General features: G+C 39.1%; 17 protein-coding genes and 2 pseudogenes. 6 read left to right on the top strand and 13 right to left on the bottom strand.

The window, feature by feature from the left end:
• Position 1: 1 nt before the first annotated feature.
• The 5 genes and pseudogenes from L0B17_RS11345 to sodB form a co-directional block, all read right to left on the bottom strand.
• The gene (locus tag L0B17_RS11345) at positions 2 to 1,069 is read right to left on the bottom strand and encodes an efflux RND transporter periplasmic adaptor subunit (RefSeq protein ID WP_235084898.1); all 1,068 of its coding nucleotides are present in this window, start codon (positions 1,067 to 1,069) and stop codon (positions 2 to 4) included.
• A gap of 398 nt (positions 1,070 to 1,467) precedes the next feature.
• Positions 1,468 to 2,991 (bottom strand): SpoVR family protein, encoded by a 1,524-nt coding sequence (locus L0B17_RS11340; RefSeq protein WP_235084896.1) that lies wholly within the window; start codon positions 2,989 to 2,991, stop codon positions 1,468 to 1,470.
• 10 nt (positions 2,992 to 3,001) lie between these two features.
• Positions 3,002 to 4,270, bottom strand: a complete 1,269-nt coding sequence (locus L0B17_RS11335) for a YeaH/YhbH family protein (RefSeq protein WP_235084895.1) — start codon at positions 4,268 to 4,270, stop codon at positions 3,002 to 3,004.
• Positions 4,271 to 4,335: 65 nt separating this feature from the next.
• A pseudogene (locus tag L0B17_RS11330) lies at positions 4,336 to 6,269 on the bottom strand (PrkA family serine protein kinase).
• Positions 6,270 to 6,565: 296 nt separating this feature from the next.
• Positions 6,566 to 7,147 (bottom strand): superoxide dismutase [Fe], encoded by a 582-nt coding sequence (gene sodB / locus L0B17_RS11325; protein WP_235084893.1) that lies wholly within the window; start codon positions 7,145 to 7,147, stop codon positions 6,566 to 6,568.
• 242 nt (positions 7,148 to 7,389) lie between these two features.
• Between sodB and grxD the strand changes: the two genes are divergently transcribed.
• On the top strand, positions 7,390 to 7,731 hold the full coding sequence (grxD, locus tag L0B17_RS11320; RefSeq protein ID WP_235084892.1) for a Grx4 family monothiol glutaredoxin: 342 nt from the start codon (positions 7,390 to 7,392) through the stop codon (positions 7,729 to 7,731).
• 89 nt (positions 7,732 to 7,820) lie between these two features.
• Here the strand turns inward: grxD and L0B17_RS11315 are convergent, their stop codons facing one another.
• The 8 genes and pseudogenes from L0B17_RS11315 to cmoA form a co-directional block, all read right to left on the bottom strand.
• A complete protein-coding gene (locus tag L0B17_RS11315; RefSeq protein ID WP_235084890.1) occupies positions 7,821 to 8,936 on the bottom strand; it encodes a DUF3541 domain-containing protein in 1,116 nt (371 codons plus the stop codon).
• Positions 8,920 to 9,666: a hypothetical protein gene (locus tag L0B17_RS11310; protein WP_235084888.1), complete on the bottom strand. Its 747-nt coding sequence runs from the start codon at positions 9,664 to 9,666 to the stop codon at positions 8,920 to 8,922. The genes L0B17_RS11315 and L0B17_RS11310 overlap by 17 nt, the downstream gene beginning before the upstream one ends.
• Positions 9,660 to 10,706: a hypothetical protein gene (locus L0B17_RS11305; protein ID WP_235084886.1), complete on the bottom strand. Its 1,047-nt coding sequence runs from the start codon at positions 10,704 to 10,706 to the stop codon at positions 9,660 to 9,662. The genes L0B17_RS11310 and L0B17_RS11305 overlap by 7 nt, the downstream gene beginning before the upstream one ends.
• A complete protein-coding gene (locus L0B17_RS11300) occupies positions 10,669 to 11,625 on the bottom strand; it encodes an alpha-L-glutamate ligase-like protein (protein ID WP_235084884.1) in 957 nt (318 codons plus the stop codon). The genes L0B17_RS11305 and L0B17_RS11300 overlap by 38 nt, the downstream gene beginning before the upstream one ends.
• A pseudogene (locus L0B17_RS11295) lies at positions 11,625 to 13,128 on the bottom strand (inactive transglutaminase family protein). The gene L0B17_RS11300 and the pseudogene L0B17_RS11295 overlap by 1 nt, the downstream one beginning before the upstream one ends.
• An 8-nt stretch (positions 13,129 to 13,136) precedes the next feature.
• Positions 13,137 to 13,913 (bottom strand): ATP-dependent zinc protease family protein, encoded by a 777-nt coding sequence (locus L0B17_RS11290; RefSeq protein ID WP_235084883.1) that lies wholly within the window; start codon positions 13,911 to 13,913, stop codon positions 13,137 to 13,139.
• Between the two features lie 25 nt (positions 13,914 to 13,938).
• Positions 13,939 to 14,931, bottom strand: a complete 993-nt coding sequence (cmoB, locus tag L0B17_RS11285) for a tRNA 5-methoxyuridine(34)/uridine 5-oxyacetic acid(34) synthase CmoB (protein ID WP_235084881.1) — start codon at positions 14,929 to 14,931, stop codon at positions 13,939 to 13,941.
• Positions 14,928 to 15,659, bottom strand: a complete 732-nt coding sequence (gene cmoA / locus L0B17_RS11280) for a carboxy-S-adenosyl-L-methionine synthase CmoA (RefSeq protein WP_235084880.1) — start codon at positions 15,657 to 15,659, stop codon at positions 14,928 to 14,930. The genes cmoB and cmoA overlap by 4 nt, the downstream gene beginning before the upstream one ends.
• Positions 15,660 to 15,964: 305 nt before the next feature.
• On the opposite strand from cmoA, the gene L0B17_RS11275 reads away from it, so the two are divergent.
• From L0B17_RS11275 to ruvA, 5 genes are all read left to right on the top strand, one after another.
• On the top strand, positions 15,965 to 18,793 hold the full coding sequence (locus L0B17_RS11275) for a transporter substrate-binding domain-containing protein (RefSeq protein ID WP_235084878.1): 2,829 nt from the start codon (positions 15,965 to 15,967) through the stop codon (positions 18,791 to 18,793).
• A gap of 398 nt (positions 18,794 to 19,191) precedes the next feature.
• Complete coding sequence (gene aspS, locus L0B17_RS11270) at positions 19,192 to 20,970, top strand: aspartate--tRNA ligase (RefSeq protein WP_235084876.1); 1,779 nt, start codon at positions 19,192 to 19,194, stop codon at positions 20,968 to 20,970.
• A gap of 157 nt (positions 20,971 to 21,127) precedes the next feature.
• Positions 21,128 to 21,874 carry a YebC/PmpR family DNA-binding transcriptional regulator gene (locus L0B17_RS11265; protein WP_235084875.1) on the top strand — a complete coding sequence of 249 codons (747 nt, stop codon included), beginning with the start codon at positions 21,128 to 21,130 and terminating at the stop codon, positions 21,872 to 21,874.
• 8 nt (positions 21,875 to 21,882) lie between these two features.
• A complete protein-coding gene (gene ruvC / locus L0B17_RS11260) occupies positions 21,883 to 22,404 on the top strand; it encodes a crossover junction endodeoxyribonuclease RuvC (RefSeq protein ID WP_235084873.1) in 522 nt (173 codons plus the stop codon).
• Complete coding sequence (gene ruvA, locus L0B17_RS11255) at positions 22,401 to 23,018, top strand: Holliday junction branch migration protein RuvA (protein WP_235084871.1); 618 nt, start codon at positions 22,401 to 22,403, stop codon at positions 23,016 to 23,018. Before ruvC ends, ruvA begins: the two co-directional genes overlap by 4 nt.
• Positions 23,019 to 23,028 lie beyond the last annotated feature (10 nt).

Raw genomic sequence — 23,028 nt, 5'->3', positions numbered from 1 at the left:
GTTATTTGATAGCAGCTACGTTTAGGGGATTGATCACTTCGACCAGTGATTGATCTTTTAAGTTTTGCTGACCACGAATAACGATTTGCTCGCCTAATATCACCCCAGAGGTGATCTCAATGGTATTATCCTGACGATACCCTAAGCTGACTTCACGTCGCTCCGCTACAGTGTCTTTAATGACATAGATAGCTTGAGTGTCATCTTGATTAATTAAGGCGTTATAAGGCACGGTAATGACATTGTTGTGGGTGTCGTATTTAATTTCAACTCGGGTAAACATCCCCGCTTTTAACTGGCCATTATTGTTAGGAACATTTAGGGTGACTTTAAAGGTACCGCTTTGGGCATCAACAATGGGACTGATACGAAGTACAGTTGCATCGACAACATTGGTGCTGTGTTGATTTTGACGAACACTGGCATGTTGTCCTAATTGTAAGTTGGGTAGTTGCTGTTCTGGTAAATGGACTATGCCGTATAACTGATCTTGATTAACCACATAGAAAAGTTCATCGAACTCTTTAACGGTATTACCTTGTTTTACATGACGCTTGGCGACTACACCATCAATGGGAGAGACAATACGGCTTTCTTGTACTTGTAGTTCTGCAAGATCGCGCTGGGCAACAGCAGCTTGCAGATTAAACTCTAATTTTGCCATAGTGTCTTGACTGATAAACTCTTTATTGTCCATTTTGCGTAAACGATTTAATTCTTGTTCAATAATTTGCACTTCAGCTTGAGAGCGATTGAAATCATATTGCTGGCGCTTTGCATCTATTACCGCTAATACTTGCCCTTTAATCACCCGATCGCCTTCTTCAACATTGATAGTATTTATTAAGCCAGAAATGCGGGTCATGACATGGGCTTCTTGTGGTGCCTCTAAGGTGGCTGTAGTGCTGTAAAACGATGCCACATCCCCTTGTTCTACAAAGGTTGTTTCTACTGGAACAGCAAATTTTTCTTGTTCTTTTGCTTGATCTTCTTCTCCAGTACAACCTGCTAACATCATCAAACAACAAAAAGGAATAACAACATTTTTAACCGATTGAAACCTGTCCATGGATATCTGCCTTATAGTGAAGCCAAGTGCTACGTTGCGATTAAGTTAGTCGTAGCTTAATAATAAGACTACGCCAATAATGGCTGCCGTCACGCTGACTTTTGTAACAATTAATAATGAGTTTATATATTTACCAAGCACTAATTATGCCAAAGTGGTAAATATATTATTTACAAGGGGTTATGGGTGTTTTGTGCGAGGTTTTACTTGTTGTTGATGAGTGATAATGGTCGCAATGTTAAATAAGTAGTGAGAATGACTAACATTTGTTAATTTTAACGTGGCGGCCAATAACAACACAAATTAAATTCATTACTGCTATGAGGGGGGTTAGCCTTGAAATTGTTGACAAGGCTGGTGATTGGTTAACTTGCAATTTAGGTAACCATAGTGACTTTTTAAGCTTCTGCGACCGCTTTGGGATCGGGGCAAGTAGATAGAACTGATATTTGGTTATCTTTATTAACTTGCTCGATAATAACTTTAAATTGCCATAATCGGTGTAAATGCTTCAATACCTCGGCATGATTATTGGCTAGAGGTACGTTATTGTGCGGTGTGTAACGTAAAGTCAGTGACCGGTCACCATTAATTTCGACATGTTGTACTTGTATATTAGGCTCAATATTAGCTAAGTTATATTGTTGCGATAGCATATTCCGAATTTCTTGATAACCCTGTTCATTATGTATTGCTGAAACATTTAGCTCTGTGTGTTGTTCATCATCTAATATGCCAAATAATTTAAAGTCACGGATAACTTTTGGTGATAAATACTGGCTGATAAAGCTTTCATCTTTGAAGTTTTTCATTGCAAAATGCAGGGTAGTTAACCAATCGCTGCCAGCAATATCTGGAAACCAAAGTTTATCTTCATCGGTAGGTTTTTCGCAAATACGCCTAATATCAACAAACATACTAAAGCCTAAAGCGTAAGGGTTAATACCATTGTAATAAGCGCTATTGTAGGCCGGCTGTGCGACTACCGCGGTGTGGCTGCGTAAAAATTCCAACATAAACCTGTCGGTAACTTTGCCAGTATCATACAGGCGATTTAAAATGGTGTAGTGCCAAAATGTTGCCCATCCTTCATTCATCACCTGGGTTTGTTTTTGCGGATAAAAATATTGCGCCATCTTTCTTACAATACGCACTATTTCACGTTGCCAGGGCTCAAGCAGGGGAGCATTTTTCTCAAGAAAGTACAAAATGTTTTCTTGAGGTTCCGAGGGGAATTGTTTGTTTTGTTTAGCGGTTTGTCCATTTTTGCTGGTGGGCACAGTGCGCCAGAGGTCGTTTACTTGACTTTGTAAATAAGCTTCACGCTCTTCCTGTCTTGTTTGTTCTTCACTAAAGGATATTTCAGAAGGACGTTTATAACGATCTACCCCGTAATTCATTAAAGCGTGACACGAATCAATCGTTAACTCTACTTGCTCAACCCCATGTTTTAATTCACATTGATGAATATAATTTTTAGCGAAAACCAAATAATCAATAATTGAACTGGCATCTGTCCAGGTTTTAAATAAATAGTTATTTTTAAAAAAACTATTGTGGCCAAAACTGGCATGCGCCATCACTAATGCCTGCATGGTAATGGTATTTTCTTCCATTAAATAGGCGATACACGGATCTGAATTAATCACTATCTCATAGGCCAGCCCCATCTGACCGCGTCGGTAACCTTGTTCTGTTTCAATAAAGCGTTTGCCAAACGACCAATGGGTATACCCAATAGGCATACCAATACCGGCATAGGCATCCATCATTTGTTCTGCGGTAATAATTTCAATTTGATTAGGATAAGCATCAATTTTAAAAAATTTAGCCGCCACTTCAATTTCATGCAAATATGCTTGTAACAAGTCAAAGGTCCACTCAGGTCCATCACTTAAAGGTGAACGGGCTGATTTATCCATAGCGCCTCTCCTATACAGCTTGCTTTTTAAACAGCTCTCTAAATACCAGGTAAATATCGTCAACTTGCATAATATTTTGTACCGCCATATTGTCGAAGCTTTGTTGTAATTGTTGGTACTCTTGCCATAAGCTCTGATGAGGTCTGTGTGTTATCTCAATGTAACTAAAGTACCTGACCAAAGGTAAAATATGCTGACTAAGCCAGTTTTTACACACAGGTGAATCATCAGACCAGTTATCGCCATCTGATGCTTGGGCGGCATAAATATTCCATTCACTGGCGGGATATCGAGCTTGCTGTATTTCATGCATTAATTTGAGAGCACTTGATACTATGGTGCCGCCAGTTTCTTGGGAATAAAAAAATTCCTGTTCGTCCACTTCTTTAGCTTGAGTATGATGGCGTATATAAACCACTTCTAAGTTTTTATAAGTGCGGGTTAAAAAAAGATACAGCAATATATAAAAACGCTTGGCCATATCTTTGGTTGCCTGATCCATTGAACCGGAGACATCCATTAAGCAAAACATAACCGCTTGGCTGGATGGTTTCTCGCGCTTGGCGTAGTTATTAAAGCGTAAATCAAAGGTGTCGATAAAAGGGACTTTAGCAATTTGTTGTTTTAGCCTGTCAATTTGCTCTTTTAAATCCAAAATAAGCTCCGCCTTTGCTCCTGGCGTATTTTCAAGTTCAGCAAGCTGTTGCACAAGTTGGTTTAGTTGCTTTTTTTTACTGCCACTCATGGCGATTCTTCTGGCTAAAGATGAACGTAATGAGCGAATAATATTGATGTTGGCGGGCACACCATCGTTGGTAAAACCTGCACGATAAGTTTGGTATTCAACTAATTTATTTAGGCGGTTTTTTTGTAAGTTTGGCAGTTCTAAATCTTCAAATAACAGTTCAAGATACTCATCTTTTGATATTTGAAACACAAAATCTTCCTGACCTTCGCCAGAATTCGCGGCATCTCCGTCACCTGCATCACCGCCTTGACCACCTTGAGGGCGAGCAATTTTGTCTCCGCGATTAAACTTGTCATTACCAGGATGAACTCTTTCGCGGCTGCCGCCTTGACCTTGCCTAAATGAGGGTTCACTAATGTCGCGGGTTGGAATACTGATTTGTTCTCCCTTATCAATATCGGTGACACTGCGTTTTGTTACAGCATCGCTAACCGCTTTTTTTATTTGAGTTTTATATCGCTCAATGAATCGTTGGCGATTGACCGTGCTTTTGCCTTTAGCATTGAGTCGTCTATCTATAAAGTTAGCCATACGCGCCTCCAAAGCCTTAATGCAGGCTTTACATCACTATAGTTCAGTAAAGCCAAACTGTTGGCTTATGATGATTTACGCACGCGCAAATACCATTCTGATAGTAATCTAACCTGCTTCTTGGTATAGCCTTTCTCCATCATTCGATTAACAAAATCATCATGTTTACGTTGGTCGTCATTCGATGTTTTGGCATTAAACGAAATAACCGGCAGTAAATCCTCAGTATTGGAAAACATTTTCTTTTCAATCACGGTCCGCAGTTTTTCATAACTGGTCCATAGGGGATTATTGCCCTCGTTATTAGCGCGGGCACGTAATACAAAGTTCACGATTTCATTTCTGAAGTCTTTAGGATTACTTATACCTGCGGGTTTTTCTATTTTTTCCAATTCAGCATTCAGTGCTCCTGGTCAAACTGTTGCCCGGTTTCAGGATCTCGATACTCCTGATCTTGGATCCAGAAATCCGCATAGGTCACATAACGATCAAATATATTCTGGCCGTATTCTGAATAAGACTCTAGATAGGCTGTTTGAATCTCTTTACCAATAAATTCAACATACTTAGGGATTAAATAACCTTTTAAAAATTCGAGGTAACGTTCACTTATCTCACTGGAGAACTGTTCTTGCTCTATTTGTTTTTCCAATACATAAAATAGATGCACAGGGTTAGCGGCTATTTCTGTATGGTCAAAATTAAACACTTTGGATAAAATCTTAAATGCGAAACGAGTAGATAGACCGTTCATTCCTTCATCTACACCCGCATAATCACGATACTCTTGATATGATTTGGCTTTGGGATCGGTGTCTTTTAAGCTTTCACCGTTATAGACCCGCATTTTTGAGTAAATAGAGGAGTTGTCAGGTATTTTAATACGGGATAACACACTAAACTGGGCCAATGTTTCCAGTGTGCCTGGTGCACAAGGAGACTGAGATAGTTCAGAATTGAATAGCAGCTTTTGGTAAATTTCCATTTCTTCAGACACACGTAAACAGTAGGGCACTTTAACAATATAAACTCGGTCTAAAAATGCTTCGTTGTTTTTATTATTTCTGAATGTTGTCCATTCGGATTCATTACTGTGAGCTAAAATAATGCCAGTGTAAGGCAATGCCGATAAGCCTTCAGTCCCGTTGTAGTTACCTTCTTGTGTTGCGGTAAGCAATGGATGGAGCACCTTAATCGGTGCCTTAAACATTTCGACAAATTCCATCAAGCCTTGATTCGCTCGACATAATGCCCCTGAATAAGCATAAGCGTCGGCATCGTCCTGGGAAAAGTGTTCTAACTGACGAATGTCGACTTTACCCACGAGTGCTGAAATATCTTGATTATTCTCATCGCCAGGTTCGGTTTTTGCTATTCCTATTTGGTCAAGAATTGAGGGGTAGACTTTAACCACTCTAAATTTGCTAATGTCGCCACCAAATTCATGCAAACGTTTTACAGCCCAAGGTGACATTATGGTTTTCAGATAACGATGTGGTATAGCATATTCCTGTTGTAAAATACTGCCATCTTCATCCAGATCAAATAAACAGAATGGATGGTCGTTAACAGGGCTTCGTACGCCATTAGCGCTTAAAATATAGATAGGCATATGTTGAATAAGTGACTTAAGCTTTTCTGCAAGTGATGATTTACCGCCACCCACAGGGCCTAATAAATATAATATCTGCTTTGATTCTTCTAAACCTTGGGCAGAATGTTTCAGGTAAGACACAATTTGTTCAATCGCTTCTTCCATGCCATAGAAATCTTTAAAGGCAGGGTAGCGAGAAATAAGACGATTCGAAAATATACGACTTAAGACAGAGTTTTTTGAGGTATCGATTACTTCAGGTGAGCCAATAGCCATTAATAATCGCTCAGCAGCTGAAACGTAGGCACCTTTATCTTGCTTACAGATATCAAGAAACTGCTCTAAGGTATATTCCTCATCGAGTTTTTTCTCGTAACGTTGTTGGTAGTGTTCGAAAATGCCCATAATAACCCCCTAAAACGTCTGTGCCAGGATGGCAACAATGGCGAGGAATCAAGTTATATTGGCGTTGTTGCCAATGAATCTTTTTGGCCTCTACAAAATAAGTCTAGGCTAGAAAGTGTGACATTGCGCAACTGTTTTATAAATTATTGTTTATAAAACAAGGGGGAACGTAGCAATTGCAATTGTTGCATTTATAGGCTGGGTTAAGTTTTCACGCGTTTTAATTCGTCAATAAGATAAATTATAGATATAAAAAAAGAGCCCTAAGGCTCTTTTTAAGATAACACGGGTTGTGATTAAGCGAAGTTGCTGTTCACAAATTCCCAGTTAACTAACTGCCAGAAGTGGTTTAAGTATTCTGGACGTGCATTACGGTAATCAACGTAATAAGCATGTTCCCAAACATCTACAGTCATTAAAGGTGTCACTGATTCATCAGTCAGTGGTGTAGCGGCATTGCTGGTGTTAACGATTGCTAATGAACCATCAGCTTTCTTTACTAACCAAGTCCATGCGCTACCAAAATTATTGACTGCTGAGTCAGTAAATTTAGCTTTAAACTCTTCAAATGAACCGAAAGAAGCATCGATAGCTGCTGCGATAGCACCCGTTGCTGCGCCGCCAGCATTTGGTGCTAGGCAGTTCCAGTAAAAAGTATGGTTCCAAACTTGAGCTGCATTGTTGAACATGCCACCAGTAGAAGTTTTAACGACTTCTTCTAAGCTTTTGCCTGCAAACTCAGTGCCTTCAACTAAACCATTTAATTTTACAACGTAAGTGTTGTGATGCTTACCATAGTGGTATTCAATCGTTTCTTGAGAAATATGCGGTTCAAGTGCGTTCTTTGCATAAGGTAATGCTGGTAATTCGAAAGCCATTAGTCTCTCTCCTTGGAGTTAGGTTATCGTTTTTATACCTAATAATATCTAAGTAGGTACATTGCTCTGCAGCTATTGTACTGATTATTTTTGTGATGTGAATCATTGTTTCTTGAATAATATCGATAATCACGATTCATAATAAGAATTTATCTATACCCTTACAAACTGTGGCATTTTGTTATGGCTTAAGGTGTCGTACAATATAGGCATAAACACTTTATCTACCATTAGGAATTAAAATGGAAACTGTAGACAAAATTAAGCAGCAACTCAGTGAAAACCCAATCATTGTTTATATGAAAGGTTCGCCTAAATTGCCTAGTTGTGGTTTTTCTTCTCAAGTCGCACAAGTGATGATTAACTGTGGTGAACAGTTTGCTTTTGTTGATATTTTACAGCACCCAGACATTCGTGCTGAGTTACCTAAATTTGCAAACTGGCCGACTTTTCCACAGTTGTGGGTAGAAGGCGAGTTAATTGGTGGCTGTGACATTATTACCGAAATGTTCCAAAAAGGTGAATTACAGCCAATCATTAAAGCAACTGCTGATAAATTCCGTACTGAAGACGCAGCGGAATAAATTATTTGTAATGTTAGCTTAATAAAAAACCCAATGCATGCATTGGGTTTTTTTGTATCTAAGACTTGGTAAGATCGATGTTACTAGTGTCAGTTGATCTTTGCTGGTTTAATTTTCACTAAACGCGGAAGGTTTTTCTTCGTGTTAGCGATATTGCCTAGATACGGGCCAGGGTGAAGGGTTTCAGGCCAATCTAGTAGCATCATGGCAAGTACATTTCTGTGCTCTCCCGATGATAAATCAGATACACCGCTAGGAGACGGTATCATTTGAGTTTCAGGATTATATGCTGCAATTATATACTGTTTCACTTTTTGAGTTACAGGATGATTTTTATGGCCTGTTATCAAGAAGCTGATACCCACTTCTGTAATAATATCTTCCGTGGTATCGGCAATAATTTTATCTAGATTTTTTTCAAAATAATCTAGGATCCACTTAAACTCTTTCGGATCAACTTGATTTTGATAATATCCACTAGCAGCAAAAATAAAATGGGTCATACCATAAATTTTATTTTTGTATTGTGCTTTAGAAAGAGACGCATCTTTACTGTCTGGATAAGTGTTAATAAAAGCGGTCTTATAAGCTTGGTAATAGTCACCTACACCGACTTGTTTAGCCCAAAATACATAGTTAATAAGCTGTGCAGCCCAAGACTCAATCATCTTTTTATCTGTAAAGGCTGGAGCAAAATCATGCGCCTTTAATGTGTCCAACAACAAATTATGACAAGGGCCAGTAAAACCAAATTCATCAATGCGACTTGAAAAACGCAATAAATCAGTAAATAGCATAAACTTTGGGTAAGGCACTATGGCCGCTTTACGTGCCATGCCTCTTGATTTATTGCCTAACTGATCTCCTGCTAAGGCTGACTCTAGTTTAATAAAGTTGGGTTTATCGAGGTTGCAAGCAAAGTAAGCTTGCGCCTCTGCGATGGTGAGTAAATCAATTAGTGAGCCGTTAGCATACTTTGTATCACCAGTCATACGGTATTGACGAATAGCGTAATGCCCCTGGACCCTTGGCGGTAAGGTATAAAGGTTCGCTTCAAAATTTGTTTTGATTTGCTGATATATTTGTTGACCCGTTAAATTGTGAGCCGGTGTAACGTATGATTCTTTGGCAAATAAACCGCTGGTTAATAACGCCGCTGATAATGCCAATAATGAGAGGGGTATACTCTTACTTAGTGCCGACATAATTGATTCTCCATAATAGGTGTTCAAAATCCATTGGGTGTTTAAAAACGGCCGACAATTGGTCATAAAGACTTTGGTGATGTTCATTTACAACAATTAAGTCGAATATTTCCTGAGCTTGACTGGCGGAAAGTGTTTCACTGTAAATTAACTGTGCGAGTGCTTGTTGCCACAGAAGAAGATAATAACTAATCCCTTGATTAGCAATGGCAAGATAACTAAATATCGCATCAGAAGCTGTTAAATAAGGGACGCCAAAGCTGTCTTCAAAGGATTGAGACAATATTCGGTTTAAAAGGGGTTGGTGTAAAGCATATATAGACAGATCTTGTTGTTGATAAAAGAGCAGGGCAACTTTGGAACGAAATACTTGCTGTTGTTTTTTAAAAGCATTAATGAGTTTATTTCTTGGATGTTGTCCATGATCCAGTTTTAAGCTTGATGTTAACCATGTCGCTAACCAATAGGTACCTAACTGCTGATTAAGTGGTGAAACATTCTGCTGATTAACATAATAAAACGGACTTCCCTTTGCTAACTGATTCACAATATCGCTGAGTGCAAATACCAGATCGTCATATTGTTTTACCTTGGTTAATGCAAAAGGTACGTTCAAAGCATATTGCCCTAATTGCTGTCCTACAACAGCCTGTTTTATGCTGTAATAGTCAACGTTTACTGGCTTAGCGGTAATGCCAGCATCAATATTGAGATAAATTTCACCTAACAATCTTTTTTTATGCCAAACGCGATAAATATTAGGGGGGGTGTGCTTGATGGAATTTGTTCAAAATACAAATTAAATAGCGAAAATTGTTTAAATGCTGTTTCAATAAAATGTGCAGTATTTTGAATTTTCACTTCAACTTTTGGCAGTGTTTTTAATGCTTGTGGTAAATTCCAAGGTGCAATATTAATATTTTTTGTTTGACTGTTTAAAAAAAGTGTTAATTGATTAAAGGTTAACTCACTGTTTTTTAATTGAAAGTCAGCAGAATGAATAAAACCGTTTTGTTGTGCTTGTATTGTCTTAATTTTATGAATAGAAAGTAAACTTGTTTGGTTAACTTCTTTAGCTCGTCCTTGATAAGCAATCCACGCTTGTTGCCTACACGATGCTTTCGGCTGCAAAACCAGATAACGAGCAATATTCTGTGCAGTAGTAGAAATAGAAAGATTATGGATCGATTTTTTTGTTGATTCTGAAGAAGTGTCTAGCGCACATTCTGCGCTTGCATCGAATAAATACTGTTGCCTTAAGTAGTGCTCTATACTGGTTTGTAGACCGTGCAGCAAAGACTTACCGTCGACATTAAGCTGGGCGTTTTTTAATTGTTGAATACTGGTTAGTAACCAATAATAAGATTTATCAGATTGTGATAGCTTGAGCCTGGTTTTATCGGCTTGTAATAATTGTGGATCGATTTGGTTGAGTAACCATGATAGCTCATCCGCTAAATGAACTTGACACATCAACAGGTTTTGCTGATATTCAGTTTTTTGAGTTAGTTGGCGATAATAATTATTGCGATCATTTAAATTATTGAGTGACAGCAGGGACGACTCAAACTCAATTAATTCATTTAGTGATACTGATTGTGTTGCGGATGAGTAAGCAGTTGATGATTGCCATACAGTAGGAATTGCAATCTGAGTTTTAGCATCAAATTGTAAACACTGCTCAACAAACAGGCTTAAAGGATTGGCCACGGCATATGCCGTGGCCAATAAATTAAAACTTAGGCTGATCGCAAAAATGCTTTTTCGCATATTCTACACGTTGATCTACTGACATTGTCGCGCCTTTTAAAGACTCTACGTGTTTAAGGCGGGGGAGAATGCCTTTACCATTTGCAATTTGAATGGTTAAACCTGGACGAGCATTAAGCTCTAACAATAATGGTCCTCGATTCTTATCTAATACCATGTCGGTTCCAAGGTAACCCATTTCACACATTTCATAGGCCCTTGAGGCTGTATGAAGTAATGTTTCCCAATGCGGCACTTGAATGTCCGATAAAGGGAAATGAGTATCAGGATGCTTATCAACCGGAACATCAAATTGAACCGCATGTAAACTTTTGCCTGTGGCGATATCTAACCCAATCCCAACAGCACCTTGATGCAAGTTAGCTTTGCCGTCAGATGCGGCCGTTGAACAACGCAGCATGCCCATAACAGGGAATCCTTTAAATACGATTAAACGTATATCCGGTACCCCCTCATAACTGACGCCATTGAAAACGGGATCAAATACAATTAAGCCTTCAACAATAGCAACGTCAGGTCTGCCACCCAGCGAAAATAAACCACTTAACGTATTAGATACATGACGGTATATTTCATTAGGGGTCACTTCGTCGCCATTAGCCTTGTAGTAACGGCCATTCTCAACTCTAGTAATAACCATGATCCCTTTGCCACCAGAGCCTTTAGCGGGTTTGATAACAAAACCGGTTCTATCTATTACCATCGCTGGTATCAGTTCAATATCATGTTGCTCTTGAACAACACCAATTAAATCAGGTACAGCTATGCCATTTGCCAATGCTAATTGCTTGGTAATTAACTTATCGTCCACACGTTTATAGTGTTTACGTGGGTTATATTTACCGATATAACCGATATTACGCTTGTTCATGTTCAGCACGCCTGCGCGGCTTAATTCCCAAGGCCAGGCATACTTCATTACTTCTCTCCCACTAAGGGTTTAAAGCGCTTTAACTCGGTTAAACGATAACCAGTGTATTGACCCATTACCAGCACCAAACCTAAGATAACCAAATGGATGCCTAAGAAGTTAAATACCCAGTGTTGTACTAATTCACTGCTCATAGCGAGGTAAGCTATTGTTGCAACAAACAAGCTGCCACCACCTGAAATAAAGACTTTTTTAGGGCCTTCTTCTTCCCACAGAATAGACATACGTTCGATTGTCCAAGCTAAAATAATCATTGGGAAAAAGGTTACCGTTAGCCCTTCACTTAATCCCAGTTTAAATGAGATTAACGTAAACAAGCCGATGATAAAGATCACGACAATAATCACCGCGGATATTCGGGATATTAATAATAAATTGAGTGTGGAGAGGTAGGAGCGGATCATTAAGCCGAAAGCCACAATCAATAGAAAGCCAATTAAACCGGTTAATAGGGTGGTTTGAATAAAGGCCATTGCTATCAATACTGGCATAAAGGTACCAGATGTTTTGATACCCACAATGACGCGAAGGAAAACAACTACCATGACACCGATAGGGATTAATAAAATGCCCTTGAATAAACTTTGCTCTTCAAGTGGAAGTTGGTACAAAGAAAAATCTAATGCATCATCCGTCATCATCATGTCAATAGAGGTGGCTAATGCAGAACGCGTATCTTGTAGCATCGAAAAACTAACTTGTGAGCTACGACCGCCCATCACTTCTAATACAGAGCCGCCAGCATATTCCCATAATACAAGATTATTATCTCGACCTTGTTTGTCATTTATGACATCAAATAAGTGCCATAAACCATCTTGATAAACTTGAACATATGTAGTTAACGTTTGACGACGACGTTGATCTTCTAACAATAAGCCACTTACATTTCGTGCAGGAACACCTTTAGTATGTAACATTTGCAAGAATAATTTAGTCGAAGTATTGGTCGACAGCAATAACGACATATTTTGACTTTGATTATCATCGTTGATCAATTCCATCAGTTGCTTTGCAAAAGATAAATTGGTTGCACTGCGTAGCCAAACTTCTTCTACAATTTGTTCAGCTGCGGCTTTCTCAGTAGCTGGCCAAAGATAAAGTTCTGTATCAGTAGGTTCTTGATCGGATTCAATCTCCAGTTTACCCGTTGGCACCAATGTCACTCGGTAAAATAAAGACTGTGGCCCTGACGCTTCTCTGATCGACCAAATCGCTTTACGATTTTGTTCTTCAGTAATAGTTAAACCGTAACCAGGGAGGTTGTGTTTTCGACCAGAATGTCAAAAGCCGGATCATTAGGTAATGAGAATTGCACTTCAGCAGGTTGGTTACGACCACTAAAACTGACTTTTGCATCAATAGCCCAACTTTGAACCTGCTCACCGGTAAAAATGGTACGTTGTGTTCAATACCACGATAGATGCTGGCACCAATACCGACAAAAAACAGTAAAAATACAAATATATAAAACGGTTTACGAGAGTGCATTTTGTCGCCTATTTAATGAGTGTGGTCACTTGGTTTTTATCTTTACCGTGAATGTAGATTTGTCCTACATCAACGATGGCAATATCTTTCATAAACTTACGGCCAAGAAGTAACGGATAATCTAGATGGCTTCTGTCAGTTAAATTTAAGTCTGTTTCAGCAGAATATTGACCAATTCTAAGGTGTGCGTGGATCACTGGACGGCGGTCGTCATCACTGGCTGCATCTTGTTTGATGCGAACAAAACGTTCAACTTTAGATTCAAAAGTATTGCCCGCTTTTTCAGGCCCGTTTGTCATCACATCATATCTCACCCATTCTTCACCATTTCGTTCAAAAAGGACAATATTTCGAGCATCTAAAGAAGAGGACTCGGCGCCTGTATCGATACGGGTAGCGAATGTGGTTTTAACTTCATCCATATAAACACTTTCTGCTTCGCCCAGTAAGAATTTCTCACCCACAAGTGACTCAGGGCATTGTGATGGCACAAATACTGGTCGAGGTGCGGGTACAGCAACAGGGGCGACTGCAAGTTTTTGTGACTGTGCCATTGCTTCACTAACCTGGGTTTTTAATTTACGTAACTCTGTCGATAATTCAGTAATATCATTTGATTGTTGGCTGCATTGATCATTAAAAGCAGTAATAATTTGTGCTTGGGATGTTTGCAGCGTGCTGCTTAAATCAGCATTTGAGATTGATGGCGCGTGTGAGTGCTGGGTTGCTGTACAACCTGAAACAATCAATAATGCAGTAGTTAGTACAAGTGCCTGCTTAAACATGTCAATTCCTGTTGAATATTATGAGTTAAATTAAATCTAAATTTGGTTGGTTCTTAGTGGCAATAATAATGGCTCTTTTAGGCGCGGGATAACCTTCAACCGTTAAGCTGACATCATTTGGGTCAAGATAATCAACAAGTGATTCATTTTTCATCCAAGTCGTACTGCGCTGCTCTGCTAATGAAGTGGTATCGACATCAACGCATCTGACGTTGGTAAATTCACACTTTTCAAGCCATAAGATTAATGCGGCCACTGAGGGTAAAAACCACACATTATTCATTTTTCCATACCTGTCTTTAGGGACAAGTACAGCGTTTTCATCACCCTCTATTACTAACGTTTCTAAAACCAGTTCACCTCCCATCCTTAATTGGTCACGTAATTGCATAATGTGATCAATCGGTGAGCGACGATGATAAAGTACGCCCATGGAAAATACAGTATCAAAAGCATCTAAAGGTGGAAGTTCTTCTATACCTAATGGTAATAAGTAAACTGGATGTTGGTTACCAGCTAAACGTTTTACAGCCTCAAATTGACATAAGAATAGCGGAGAAGGGTCAATTCCTACAACGCATTTTGCGCCATCACCCAACATTCTCCACATATGGTAACCACTTCCGCAGCCAACATCTAATACTGTTCGGTTCTTTAAAGGCGATAGATGAGCCTTAACTCTATCCCATTTCCAATCACTTCGCCATTCTGTATCAATATCAATGCCATGGATAGAGAAGGGGCCTTTACGCCAAGGTTGAAATAAACCGAGTAAATTAGACAACTTTTCAGTCTGGCCATCGGTAAGCTGTTTACCGCTGCCAATGGTGACATTGGATGTGAAATCAACTAAATCAGGCGCGGGGTAGTGCAGTTTGTTGAGCACTTTTTCCCATTTAGGTAAATTGCCATGTTTGTGTTCACGCTGCCAATTACCCAAAATAGACGGTAGTGTTTCTAACCAATGTTGCAGGTTAGAATCTGCAATTTCTTTATAAAATGCACTAAAACTAATCATTTGATTGCCACCATCGATGCAAAATTGAAACATTGAAACCACACGTTAAAGTGTTGAAAGCCACATTTCTCAAAGCGATGTTGATGATGGTTGAGTGTATCTGGGCGCATCACATTCTCAAGAGCACTTCTTTTTTGGCTTATTTCTAATTCACTGTAGCCATTTGCACGTTTAAAATCTAAATGATGTTTATCAAGTAAGACTTGTATTGTTTCATCTTCAAAACGTAATTTTTCTGATATAACTAAAATGCCCCCAGGTAGCATACCCTGATATATTTTGTTAATTAATGTGTCACGATCCGATACGGGTAAAAACTGCAGGGTAAAATTTAGCACCACCATAGAAGCATTTTCAAATTCAATGTCTCGAATATCACCGCACACCAGCTGTACGTCCGTATCACTGACATAGGCTGAAAGATTTTCACTACAACGTTCAACCATAGATTGGCTATTATCAACGGCAATAATTTTACATTGACGTTGATCAATCTGACGTCGAATACTCAAGGTCGCAGCCCCGAGTGAACAGCCAAGGTCGTAAACATTTGATTTTTTAGTTACATAAGTACTAGCAAAGTCACCAATAGTATTAATAATTTGACCATAACCAGGAACAGATCGACGTATCATGTCGTTAAACACGCCAGCGACTTTTTGATCAAACACAAAATCAGCAACCTTATTAGTCGCTGAAGCATAAATATTGTCTAGTTCTGAGTGCATGTGATAACAGGTTTTAAAATTCTAAGCACATTTTAGCTAATCATAGTGATGACCAGCAAGTGCTGGTTAAAAATATATTAAATTTTATTATCTTGTGTGTGATGACTTAATTTACAGTTTGATGCAGAAACCTTGGAAAACTAATCGCTAACAAGACAATATTTATTAGAAAAGTAACGCGTTCTGAGGTAAGTTACGACATTAAGGATGTTCAGTTTTGTTAGTTTTTAGTGGAAATATCATCAATAAGCCTCGCTTAATTTCCATTAATAATGATTAGTATATCTAGTAGATAGGGATGACACTTGAAATTAATCGTCGGATTACTTTTCTGTTTAGTAATCAGTATTACCAATATAGCAAATGCTATCGCAAGTTCACAAAACACCGCTGTTACAGGTGCTACATTGAAAATTGTAATGGGAGAGGATACCTATCCATTTCAGTATTTTGATGAAAATCAGCAGCCTGCGGGTATTTTAGTTGACCTTTGGCGAGAGTGGGCACTTGTTACAAATACTAAAGTTGAATTCCATATTCAGAATTGGCAACAATCTTTAAACCGCCTGCAGTCGGGTGATGTCGATATACATATCGGTATGGTGCCTAATGCTTCTAGACAAGCTATGTTTGATTTCTCTAATCCGATCACATCACTTGAAACTTATTTGTTTATTCATAAATCGATTGGGAAAAAACATCAGCTTACTGATTTAATACCCTATCAAATTGGGATTGTTGAGGGGTCATCCCATGAACAATCGCTTCTCGCTATCAATCCAAACTTTAATTTTCGTAAATATAGCGGCAGAGACGCTTTACTTATTGGAGCCATGAATGGCGAGGTGTTGGTCTTTGCCGGAATTGAAGGCTATCAACGTGATATGACATTGGAGCAAAACATTGCCAATGATTATTACAGTTCAACTCGGCTACCAATAGAGAAAGTAACGCTAGTTGCAGCAGTTAAAAAAGGAAATGCCTCATTATTGAATAGAATCAATCAGGGGTTTCAAAAAGTTGATCCAGAACAAATTAAACGTATCGAACGTCGTTGGTTAGGTTACAACCGTCAAAATGACGGACTGTTGATTGCTATGCAAAGCGATGTTGAACCTTTTGTTGATATTGGTAGCGATGGTTTACCCCGTGGGTTATTTGTGGATTTATGGAAGTTATGGTCAAGTAAAAGCGGTATTAGTATTGATTTTGTTGTAGGTGATATGAACAGTTCTATTGCAGATATCAAGCGTGGTTTTGCTGATGTGCATATTGGGTATCCTGAAAGCAATGAAATGAATACTGGTCTTAAACAAGCTTGGCATATTACGTCAGTGAAAAGCCGCTTTTTTAGTATAAAAAAGAATATTACTGACTTAAATTTACTGGGCAATATTCGAATCGGAGTGTTTCCTACAGCACCCTACATTTCTGAAATCCATGCTTTATACCCAAATGCACAATTACGTTTTTATGAATCGACCGATCTTATGGTTGATGCTGCACTTAAAGGTGAGATTATTGGTTTTATTGCCTCTTCGGCGACCACTTCTCATTATTTATTAGGCAATAAGCTTTGGGCAGATTTTACTCAATATTTTAATATCGAATTTTTTACTGATATTTATAGTTTGATCCGTATGGAAGACAGTGGTTTGGAGGAGCGAATTCGTGCTGGCTTTGAATTAATTTCCCCTGAAGAGCGTCTGCAAATTGAGCGAAAATGGCTTATTAATCCTGATGATCGTTATTTTTCGGGACAGAATCAAAAAATTATTTTATCTAGCCAAGATAGAACATATCTAGCGAGTTTAGGCGCCATTAAAATGGGTTACATTAAAGATTGGCGGCCGATGGAGTTTCAAGGTAAAAACGGCGAGTTTTTAGGGGTCAACTCTGATGTGAAATCACTTCTTGTGAATCAATTAGGGGTGTCGATTATCCCCATTGCATTTGATACGTTTGAACAAATGATGCAGCAACTTCGCAGCGGTGAAATTCAGCTTGTTGCGAGTCTTGCTTATAATCATGAACGCGATAATAGTGTCTTATTTAGTGAACCTTATTGGCCTTCACCCTGGGCGGTAGCCAGCGATCTTACTCAACCGCCCATTTTTAATATAAATCAGTTAGATAATAAGGTCATTGCCGTCATTGAAGGTTATCAATTAATTGAACAATTTAGACAGCAATATCCTGAAATTAAATTAATGCTAGTGCCAGATACTCGTTCTGGTTTGAATGCCGTCATTAATGGTCATGCAGATATGTTTATCGAGAAAGTCACCTCGCTAGCTGACGTGCTAAAAAATGGGGATTTTCCAAGTTTAAAACTGTCACTGCTAGCCGATTTAGCCGATGAGCAGAGTCGAATTGGTATATTTTCCGGCCTTGAGGAGCTGATGCCACTGATTAATCGAGTGATAAGTACAGTTGATAAGACCGCTCAACAACATCTCTATCGGAAGTGGAACGATGTTAAGTTGAATACCGATGATCGCTTTTATCAGCGTTGGATGAACTCCCTTATTATTGGGTTATTGGTAATAAGTGTGATCACTGTAACGGTTTTGGTTGTGAACAGACGATTAAAAGTTGAGATTCAACGTCGCGAAAATGCGGAAGATAAATTAGTATTTTTAGCAAATCATGACAGTGTGACCGGGTTAGCTAATCGGACGCTACTCGATGAACAGTTGATTGTTGAAATTGAGATTCATCAAAAAACGAAATCAAAGTTTGCCTTGTTATTTATTGATTTGGATGGCTTTAAAATTGTTAATGATGCTCATGGCCATGCCATAGGTGATATTTTGTTAGCTCAGGTTGCAGAGGTATTTAAATCGATTATTAAAGATACCGACTCTGTGGCTCGTTTCGGTGGCGATGAGTTTGTCATTATTATTAACCAATTAGAAACAGTAGATCAAGCTAAGAAAGTGGCTAATACCTTACTTAGCAAACTCGCTAAAATTGATAATGTTGAAGGTAAATCAATTCAAATATCTGCCAGTATCGGTATTGCAGTGTATCCACATGATGGCGTTACTGCTGAAGAATTAATGAAGCATTCTGATAGTTTAATGTATCAAGCGAAAAGGGTTGGTGGTCATCAACATCGAATCAATCATTAAATAAAAATGTTCAGTATGTAGCTAATATTACAGTTTTTTCTATCGAAAGCAGTGATATATTGAAGCACAACTTTCCCAAATAGAGATAGTGTGTTGTTTTTTTATTCAGTTGATTGTAAATAACCATTTCTACTCTGGTTAATTAACTCATTCTCCTTGATACTGCCTGTCATATTCTGATTACGGCATATATCCAGCTATCCTTAATGATGCCCGCTACATTTTGCTATTTAAGTCTTAATAGTAAAAGCCGAGTAATATAGGCTCAATTAGGATGAATAAATTCTGCTAGAGACGAGCATCTTGGGTTTGATTGGGTATATAATGCCGTTTTTATCATTTTTGATATGCGAACGTTTGCTTTGCTAAAATCGCTTTTATTTAAAGGATAGAGTTCAATGCGTAGCCATTATTGTGGAGACATTAATAAGTCTCATTTAGGTCAAGAAGTTATCTTAGTTGGTTGGGTTAATCGTAGCCGTGATTTAGGCGGTGTGGTTTTCTTAGACTTACGTGATCGTGAAGGATTAGTTCAAGTTGTTTACGATCCTGACTTAAAAGATGTATTTGATGTCGCCAGTACCTTACGCGGTGAATTTTGTGTTCAAGTAACTGGTATAGTCCGTGCTCGTCCAGACAGCCAAATAAATGCACAAATGAAAACGGGTGAGATTGAAATCTTAGGTAAAGGCTTAACGATTATCAATGCATCTGCGCCACTGCCACTGAGCATGGACAATTACCAAAATAATAGTGAAGAGCAACGTTTAAAATATCGTTACCTTGATTTACGTCGTCCTGAAATGGCTGAACGGATTATATTCCGCGCCAAAGTCACCAGTTATGTGCGTAACTTTCTCGACTCAAATGGCTTTTTAGACATAGAAACACCTATTTTGACCAAGGCAACCCCTGAGGGAGCTCGCGATTATTTAGTCCCTAGCCGTACTTATAAAGGTCAATTTTTTGCATTACCGCAGTCACCACAGCTATTCAAACAGCTATTAATGATGTCAGGTTTTGACCGTTATTATCAAATTGTTAAGTGTTTCCGTGATGAAGACTTACGCGCTGATCGCCAACCTGAGTTTACTCAAATAGATATCGAAACATCTTTTATGACATCAGAACAAGTGATGGAAAAAACTGAGCAAATGATGCGCGGCTTATTCCAAGATTTGTTAAATGTCGATTTAGGTGATTTTCCGAGAATGACCTATGCAGATGCAATGCGCCGTTTTGGCTCTGATAAGCCTGATTTACGAAATCCTCTTGAATTAGTCGATATTGCCGATTTAGTCAAAGAGGTTGAGTTTGCTGTATTTAATGGTCCTGCAAATGACGTCGAAGGTCGTGTTGCTGCGCTGCGTATCCCTACTGGTGCTTCGTTATCACGTAAACAAATTGATGATTACACTAAATACGCCGGTATTTATGGTGCCAAAGGTTTAGCTTGGATGAAGCTAAATGATGTTGATGCAGGCATGGACGGTATTCAATCACCTGTGCTTAAATTCTTAAATGAAGACATCGTTAAGCAAATAATTGATCGCACAGGCGCTCAAACAGGTGACATCATTTTATTTGGTGCCGATAAAGCGAATGTTGTCGCTGAGGCGCTAGGTGCATTACGCTTAAAAGCCGGTGAAGACTTTAATTTACTGCAAGGCCAGTGGCGTCCATTATGGGTAGTTGACTTCCCAATGTTTGAAAAGGTTGAAGGCGGCTTGCACGCAGTGCATCATCCATTTACCGCGCCACGTGGTGTGAGCGCAGAGCAATTAAAACTTGATCCCGCTAACACAGTATCTGATGCATACGATATGGTCTTAAACGGTTGTGAGTTAGGCGGCGGTTCAGTGCGTATTCATAATGCCGAAATGCAAAGTACTGTGTTTGATTTATTAGGTATTGAGAAAGAAGAAGCTAAAGAAAAATTTGGTTTCTTATTAGAGGCGTTACGATACGGCACACCTCCACATGCTGGTTTAGCATTTGGTTTAGATCGCATTATCATGCTAATGACAGGTGCAAGCTCTATTCGTGATGTTATGGCGTTCCCTAAAACGACCACAGCGGCGTGCCCGCTAACTAATGCCCCAGGTTTTGCTAATCCACAACAATTAGTAGAGCTAGGTATTCAAGTGATTGAGAAGCCTAAAGCTGACGCAGAGTAATTAACTGTTAGATTCAGTTTTACCCACATTCCGAGGCTTATGCCTCGGTCTGTGTTTATAGGGCGCCATTTTAGTAGAGTGAAAAAACCGGCTTTTATTGAACAATAAGTATTATTAAAAAATAGACAGTGTTTCAAATAGATACAAAGGAGTTTTCATGGCAGGACATAGTAAATGGGCCAATATTAAGCACCGTAAAGCGGCACAAGATGCTAAACGCGGCAAGTTATTTACTAAGTTTATTCGAGAGTTGACCGTTGCTGCACGCGAAGGGGGATCGGATCCTGACGCTAATCCACGGCTCAGAGCAGCCATTGATAAAGCCTTATCAAATAATATGACGCGTGACACAGTTGAGCGCGCGGTAAAGCGTGGCGCAGGTGAAATGGAAGGCCAACAACTTGAAACTATTATCTATGAGGGTTATGGCCCAGGTGGTAGTGCGGTTATGGTAGAGACCATGACGGATAACAGAAATCGTACCGTGTCAGGTGTTCGCAATGCTTTTAGTAAAAATGGCGGCAATTTGGGCACTGATGGCTCTGTGGCATACTTATTTACCAAACTTGGTGTTATTTCTTATTCCGAAGGTTTAGATGAAGATAGTGTCATGGAGGCTGCAATAGAATCCGGTGCAGACGATGTTGTAGTGAATGATGATGGATCTATTGATGTGTATACGTCACCAAACGCTTTTGGCAAAGTGAAAGATTTGTTAGATAACGCTGGGTTCACGAGCGACAATGCAGAAGTCACTATGGTGTCATCGACCAAAGCGGATCTTGATCTTGAAAATGCTGAACAATTTTTAAAATTAATCGATACATTAGAAGATCATGATGATGTACAAGAAGTGTATCATAATGCTGATATTAGTGATGATGTGATGGAACAATTAGGCTAACTCAATTAATGGCAATTATTTTAGGTGTTGACCCTGGCTCACGGATCACCGGTTATGGTGTAATAAAGTGTGTCGGTAGGCAGCAGCAGTATTTAGGCAGTGGCTGTATTCGTACACAATCTGATGAACTTCCCCTTAGATTACAGCAGATTTATGCCGGTTTATCTGAAATTATTAGACAATATCAACCCGATGAGTTTGCCATTGAGCGTGTATTTATGGCGAAAAATGCCGACTCAGCACTCAAGTTAGGTCAGGCACGCGGTGCAGCTATTGTCGCTGCAACATGTGCAGACTTACCTGTTGCAGAATACAGTGCAACACAAATAAAAAGTGCAGTGGTTGGCACAGGAAGAGCCCAAAAAACTCAAGTGCAGCATATGATTACTCAATTATTGAAATTACCTGCAGCGCCGCAAGCTGATGCGGCAGATGCTTTGGCTGTGGCGATATGTCATTATCACACCAGCCAAAGCTTAGCCGCGTTAAGCGGTCGTGCAAATACAAGAACATATGGAAGATATAAATGATTGGTCGTTTAAATGGAATATTAGTTGAGAAACATGCGCCAGAAATCGTACTCGATGTTAATGGTGTGGGTTATGAGCTTCAAGTACCGTTAACCAGTTTTTATGAGTTACCTGAACTTAATCAGCCTGCGATGGTATATACCCATTTTGTGGTGCGTGAAGATGCGCAATTATTATATGGTTTTATTACCAAGCAGGAACGGGCTTTATTTCGTTTGTTAATTAAAACCAATGGCGTAGGCCCTAAATTGGCATTAACCATTTTATCAGGCATGAATGCTGGTGAGTTTGTGGCTTGTGTTGAGCGGGATGATATTGTCACTTTAGTTAAATTACCTGGTGTGGGTAAGAAAACCGCAGAGCGCTTGATTGTTGAAATGCGAGATAAGTTGAGATCTTTACTTGAGGCCTCGGTGGGATCAGAGCGCGAATTTGTACTGCAATCTAATTATTCCCCTGTACCAGCTGCTGAAAGTGCCGAAGAAGATGCTATTTCTGCTCTGATTTCACTTGGTTACAAACCAGCTCAAGCCAGTAAGGCTGTTTCAGCTAATTTCAAGATTGGTATGACATCAGAAATATTGATAAAAGCGGCACTCAAGTCGATGCTTTAAGGTAAAAGGA

Origin of the sequence: Shewanella sp. OMA3-2, assembly GCF_021513195.1 — a bacterium.
Classification (GTDB): domain Bacteria; phylum Pseudomonadota; class Gammaproteobacteria; order Enterobacterales; family Shewanellaceae; genus Shewanella.
Note: the sequence above shows the minus strand (reverse complement) of the source record. Positions and strands in the feature narration are given on the sequence as shown.

What these genes read in the sequence shown, in the direction of transcription:
- L0B17_RS11345 (WP_235084898.1), bottom strand. Translation starts at nt 1,069, where the DNA reads ATGGACAGGTTTCAATCGGTTAAAAATGTTGTTATTCCTTTTTGTTGT.
- L0B17_RS11340 (WP_235084896.1), bottom strand. Translation starts at nt 2,991, where the DNA reads ATGGATAAATCAGCCCGTTCACCTTTAAGTGATGGACCTGAGTGGACC.
- L0B17_RS11335 (WP_235084895.1), bottom strand. Translation starts at nt 4,270, where the DNA reads ATGGCTAACTTTATAGATAGACGACTCAATGCTAAAGGCAAAAGCACG.
- sodB (WP_235084893.1), bottom strand. Translation starts at nt 7,147, where the DNA reads ATGGCTTTCGAATTACCAGCATTACCTTATGCAAAGAACGCACTTGAA.
- grxD (WP_235084892.1), top strand. Translation starts at nt 7,390, where the DNA reads ATGGAAACTGTAGACAAAATTAAGCAGCAACTCAGTGAAAACCCAATC.
- L0B17_RS11315 (WP_235084890.1), bottom strand. Translation starts at nt 8,936, where the DNA reads ATGTCGGCACTAAGTAAGAGTATACCCCTCTCATTATTGGCATTATCA.
- L0B17_RS11305 (WP_235084886.1), bottom strand. Translation starts at nt 10,706, where the DNA reads ATGCGAAAAAGCATTTTTGCGATCAGCCTAAGTTTTAATTTATTGGCC.
- L0B17_RS11300 (WP_235084884.1), bottom strand. Translation starts at nt 11,625, where the DNA reads ATGAAGTATGCCTGGCCTTGGGAATTAAGCCGCGCAGGCGTGCTGAAC.
- L0B17_RS11290 (WP_235084883.1), bottom strand. Translation starts at nt 13,913, where the DNA reads ATGTTTAAGCAGGCACTTGTACTAACTACTGCATTATTGATTGTTTCA.
- cmoB (WP_235084881.1), bottom strand. Translation starts at nt 14,931, where the DNA reads ATGATTAGTTTTAGTGCATTTTATAAAGAAATTGCAGATTCTAACCTG.
- cmoA (WP_235084880.1), bottom strand. Translation starts at nt 15,659, where the DNA reads ATGCACTCAGAACTAGACAATATTTATGCTTCAGCGACTAATAAGGTT.
- aspS (WP_235084876.1), top strand. Translation starts at nt 19,192, where the DNA reads ATGCGTAGCCATTATTGTGGAGACATTAATAAGTCTCATTTAGGTCAA.
- L0B17_RS11265 (WP_235084875.1), top strand. Translation starts at nt 21,128, where the DNA reads ATGGCAGGACATAGTAAATGGGCCAATATTAAGCACCGTAAAGCGGCA.
- ruvC (WP_235084873.1), top strand. Translation starts at nt 21,883, where the DNA reads ATGGCAATTATTTTAGGTGTTGACCCTGGCTCACGGATCACCGGTTAT.
- ruvA (WP_235084871.1), top strand. Translation starts at nt 22,401, where the DNA reads ATGATTGGTCGTTTAAATGGAATATTAGTTGAGAAACATGCGCCAGAA.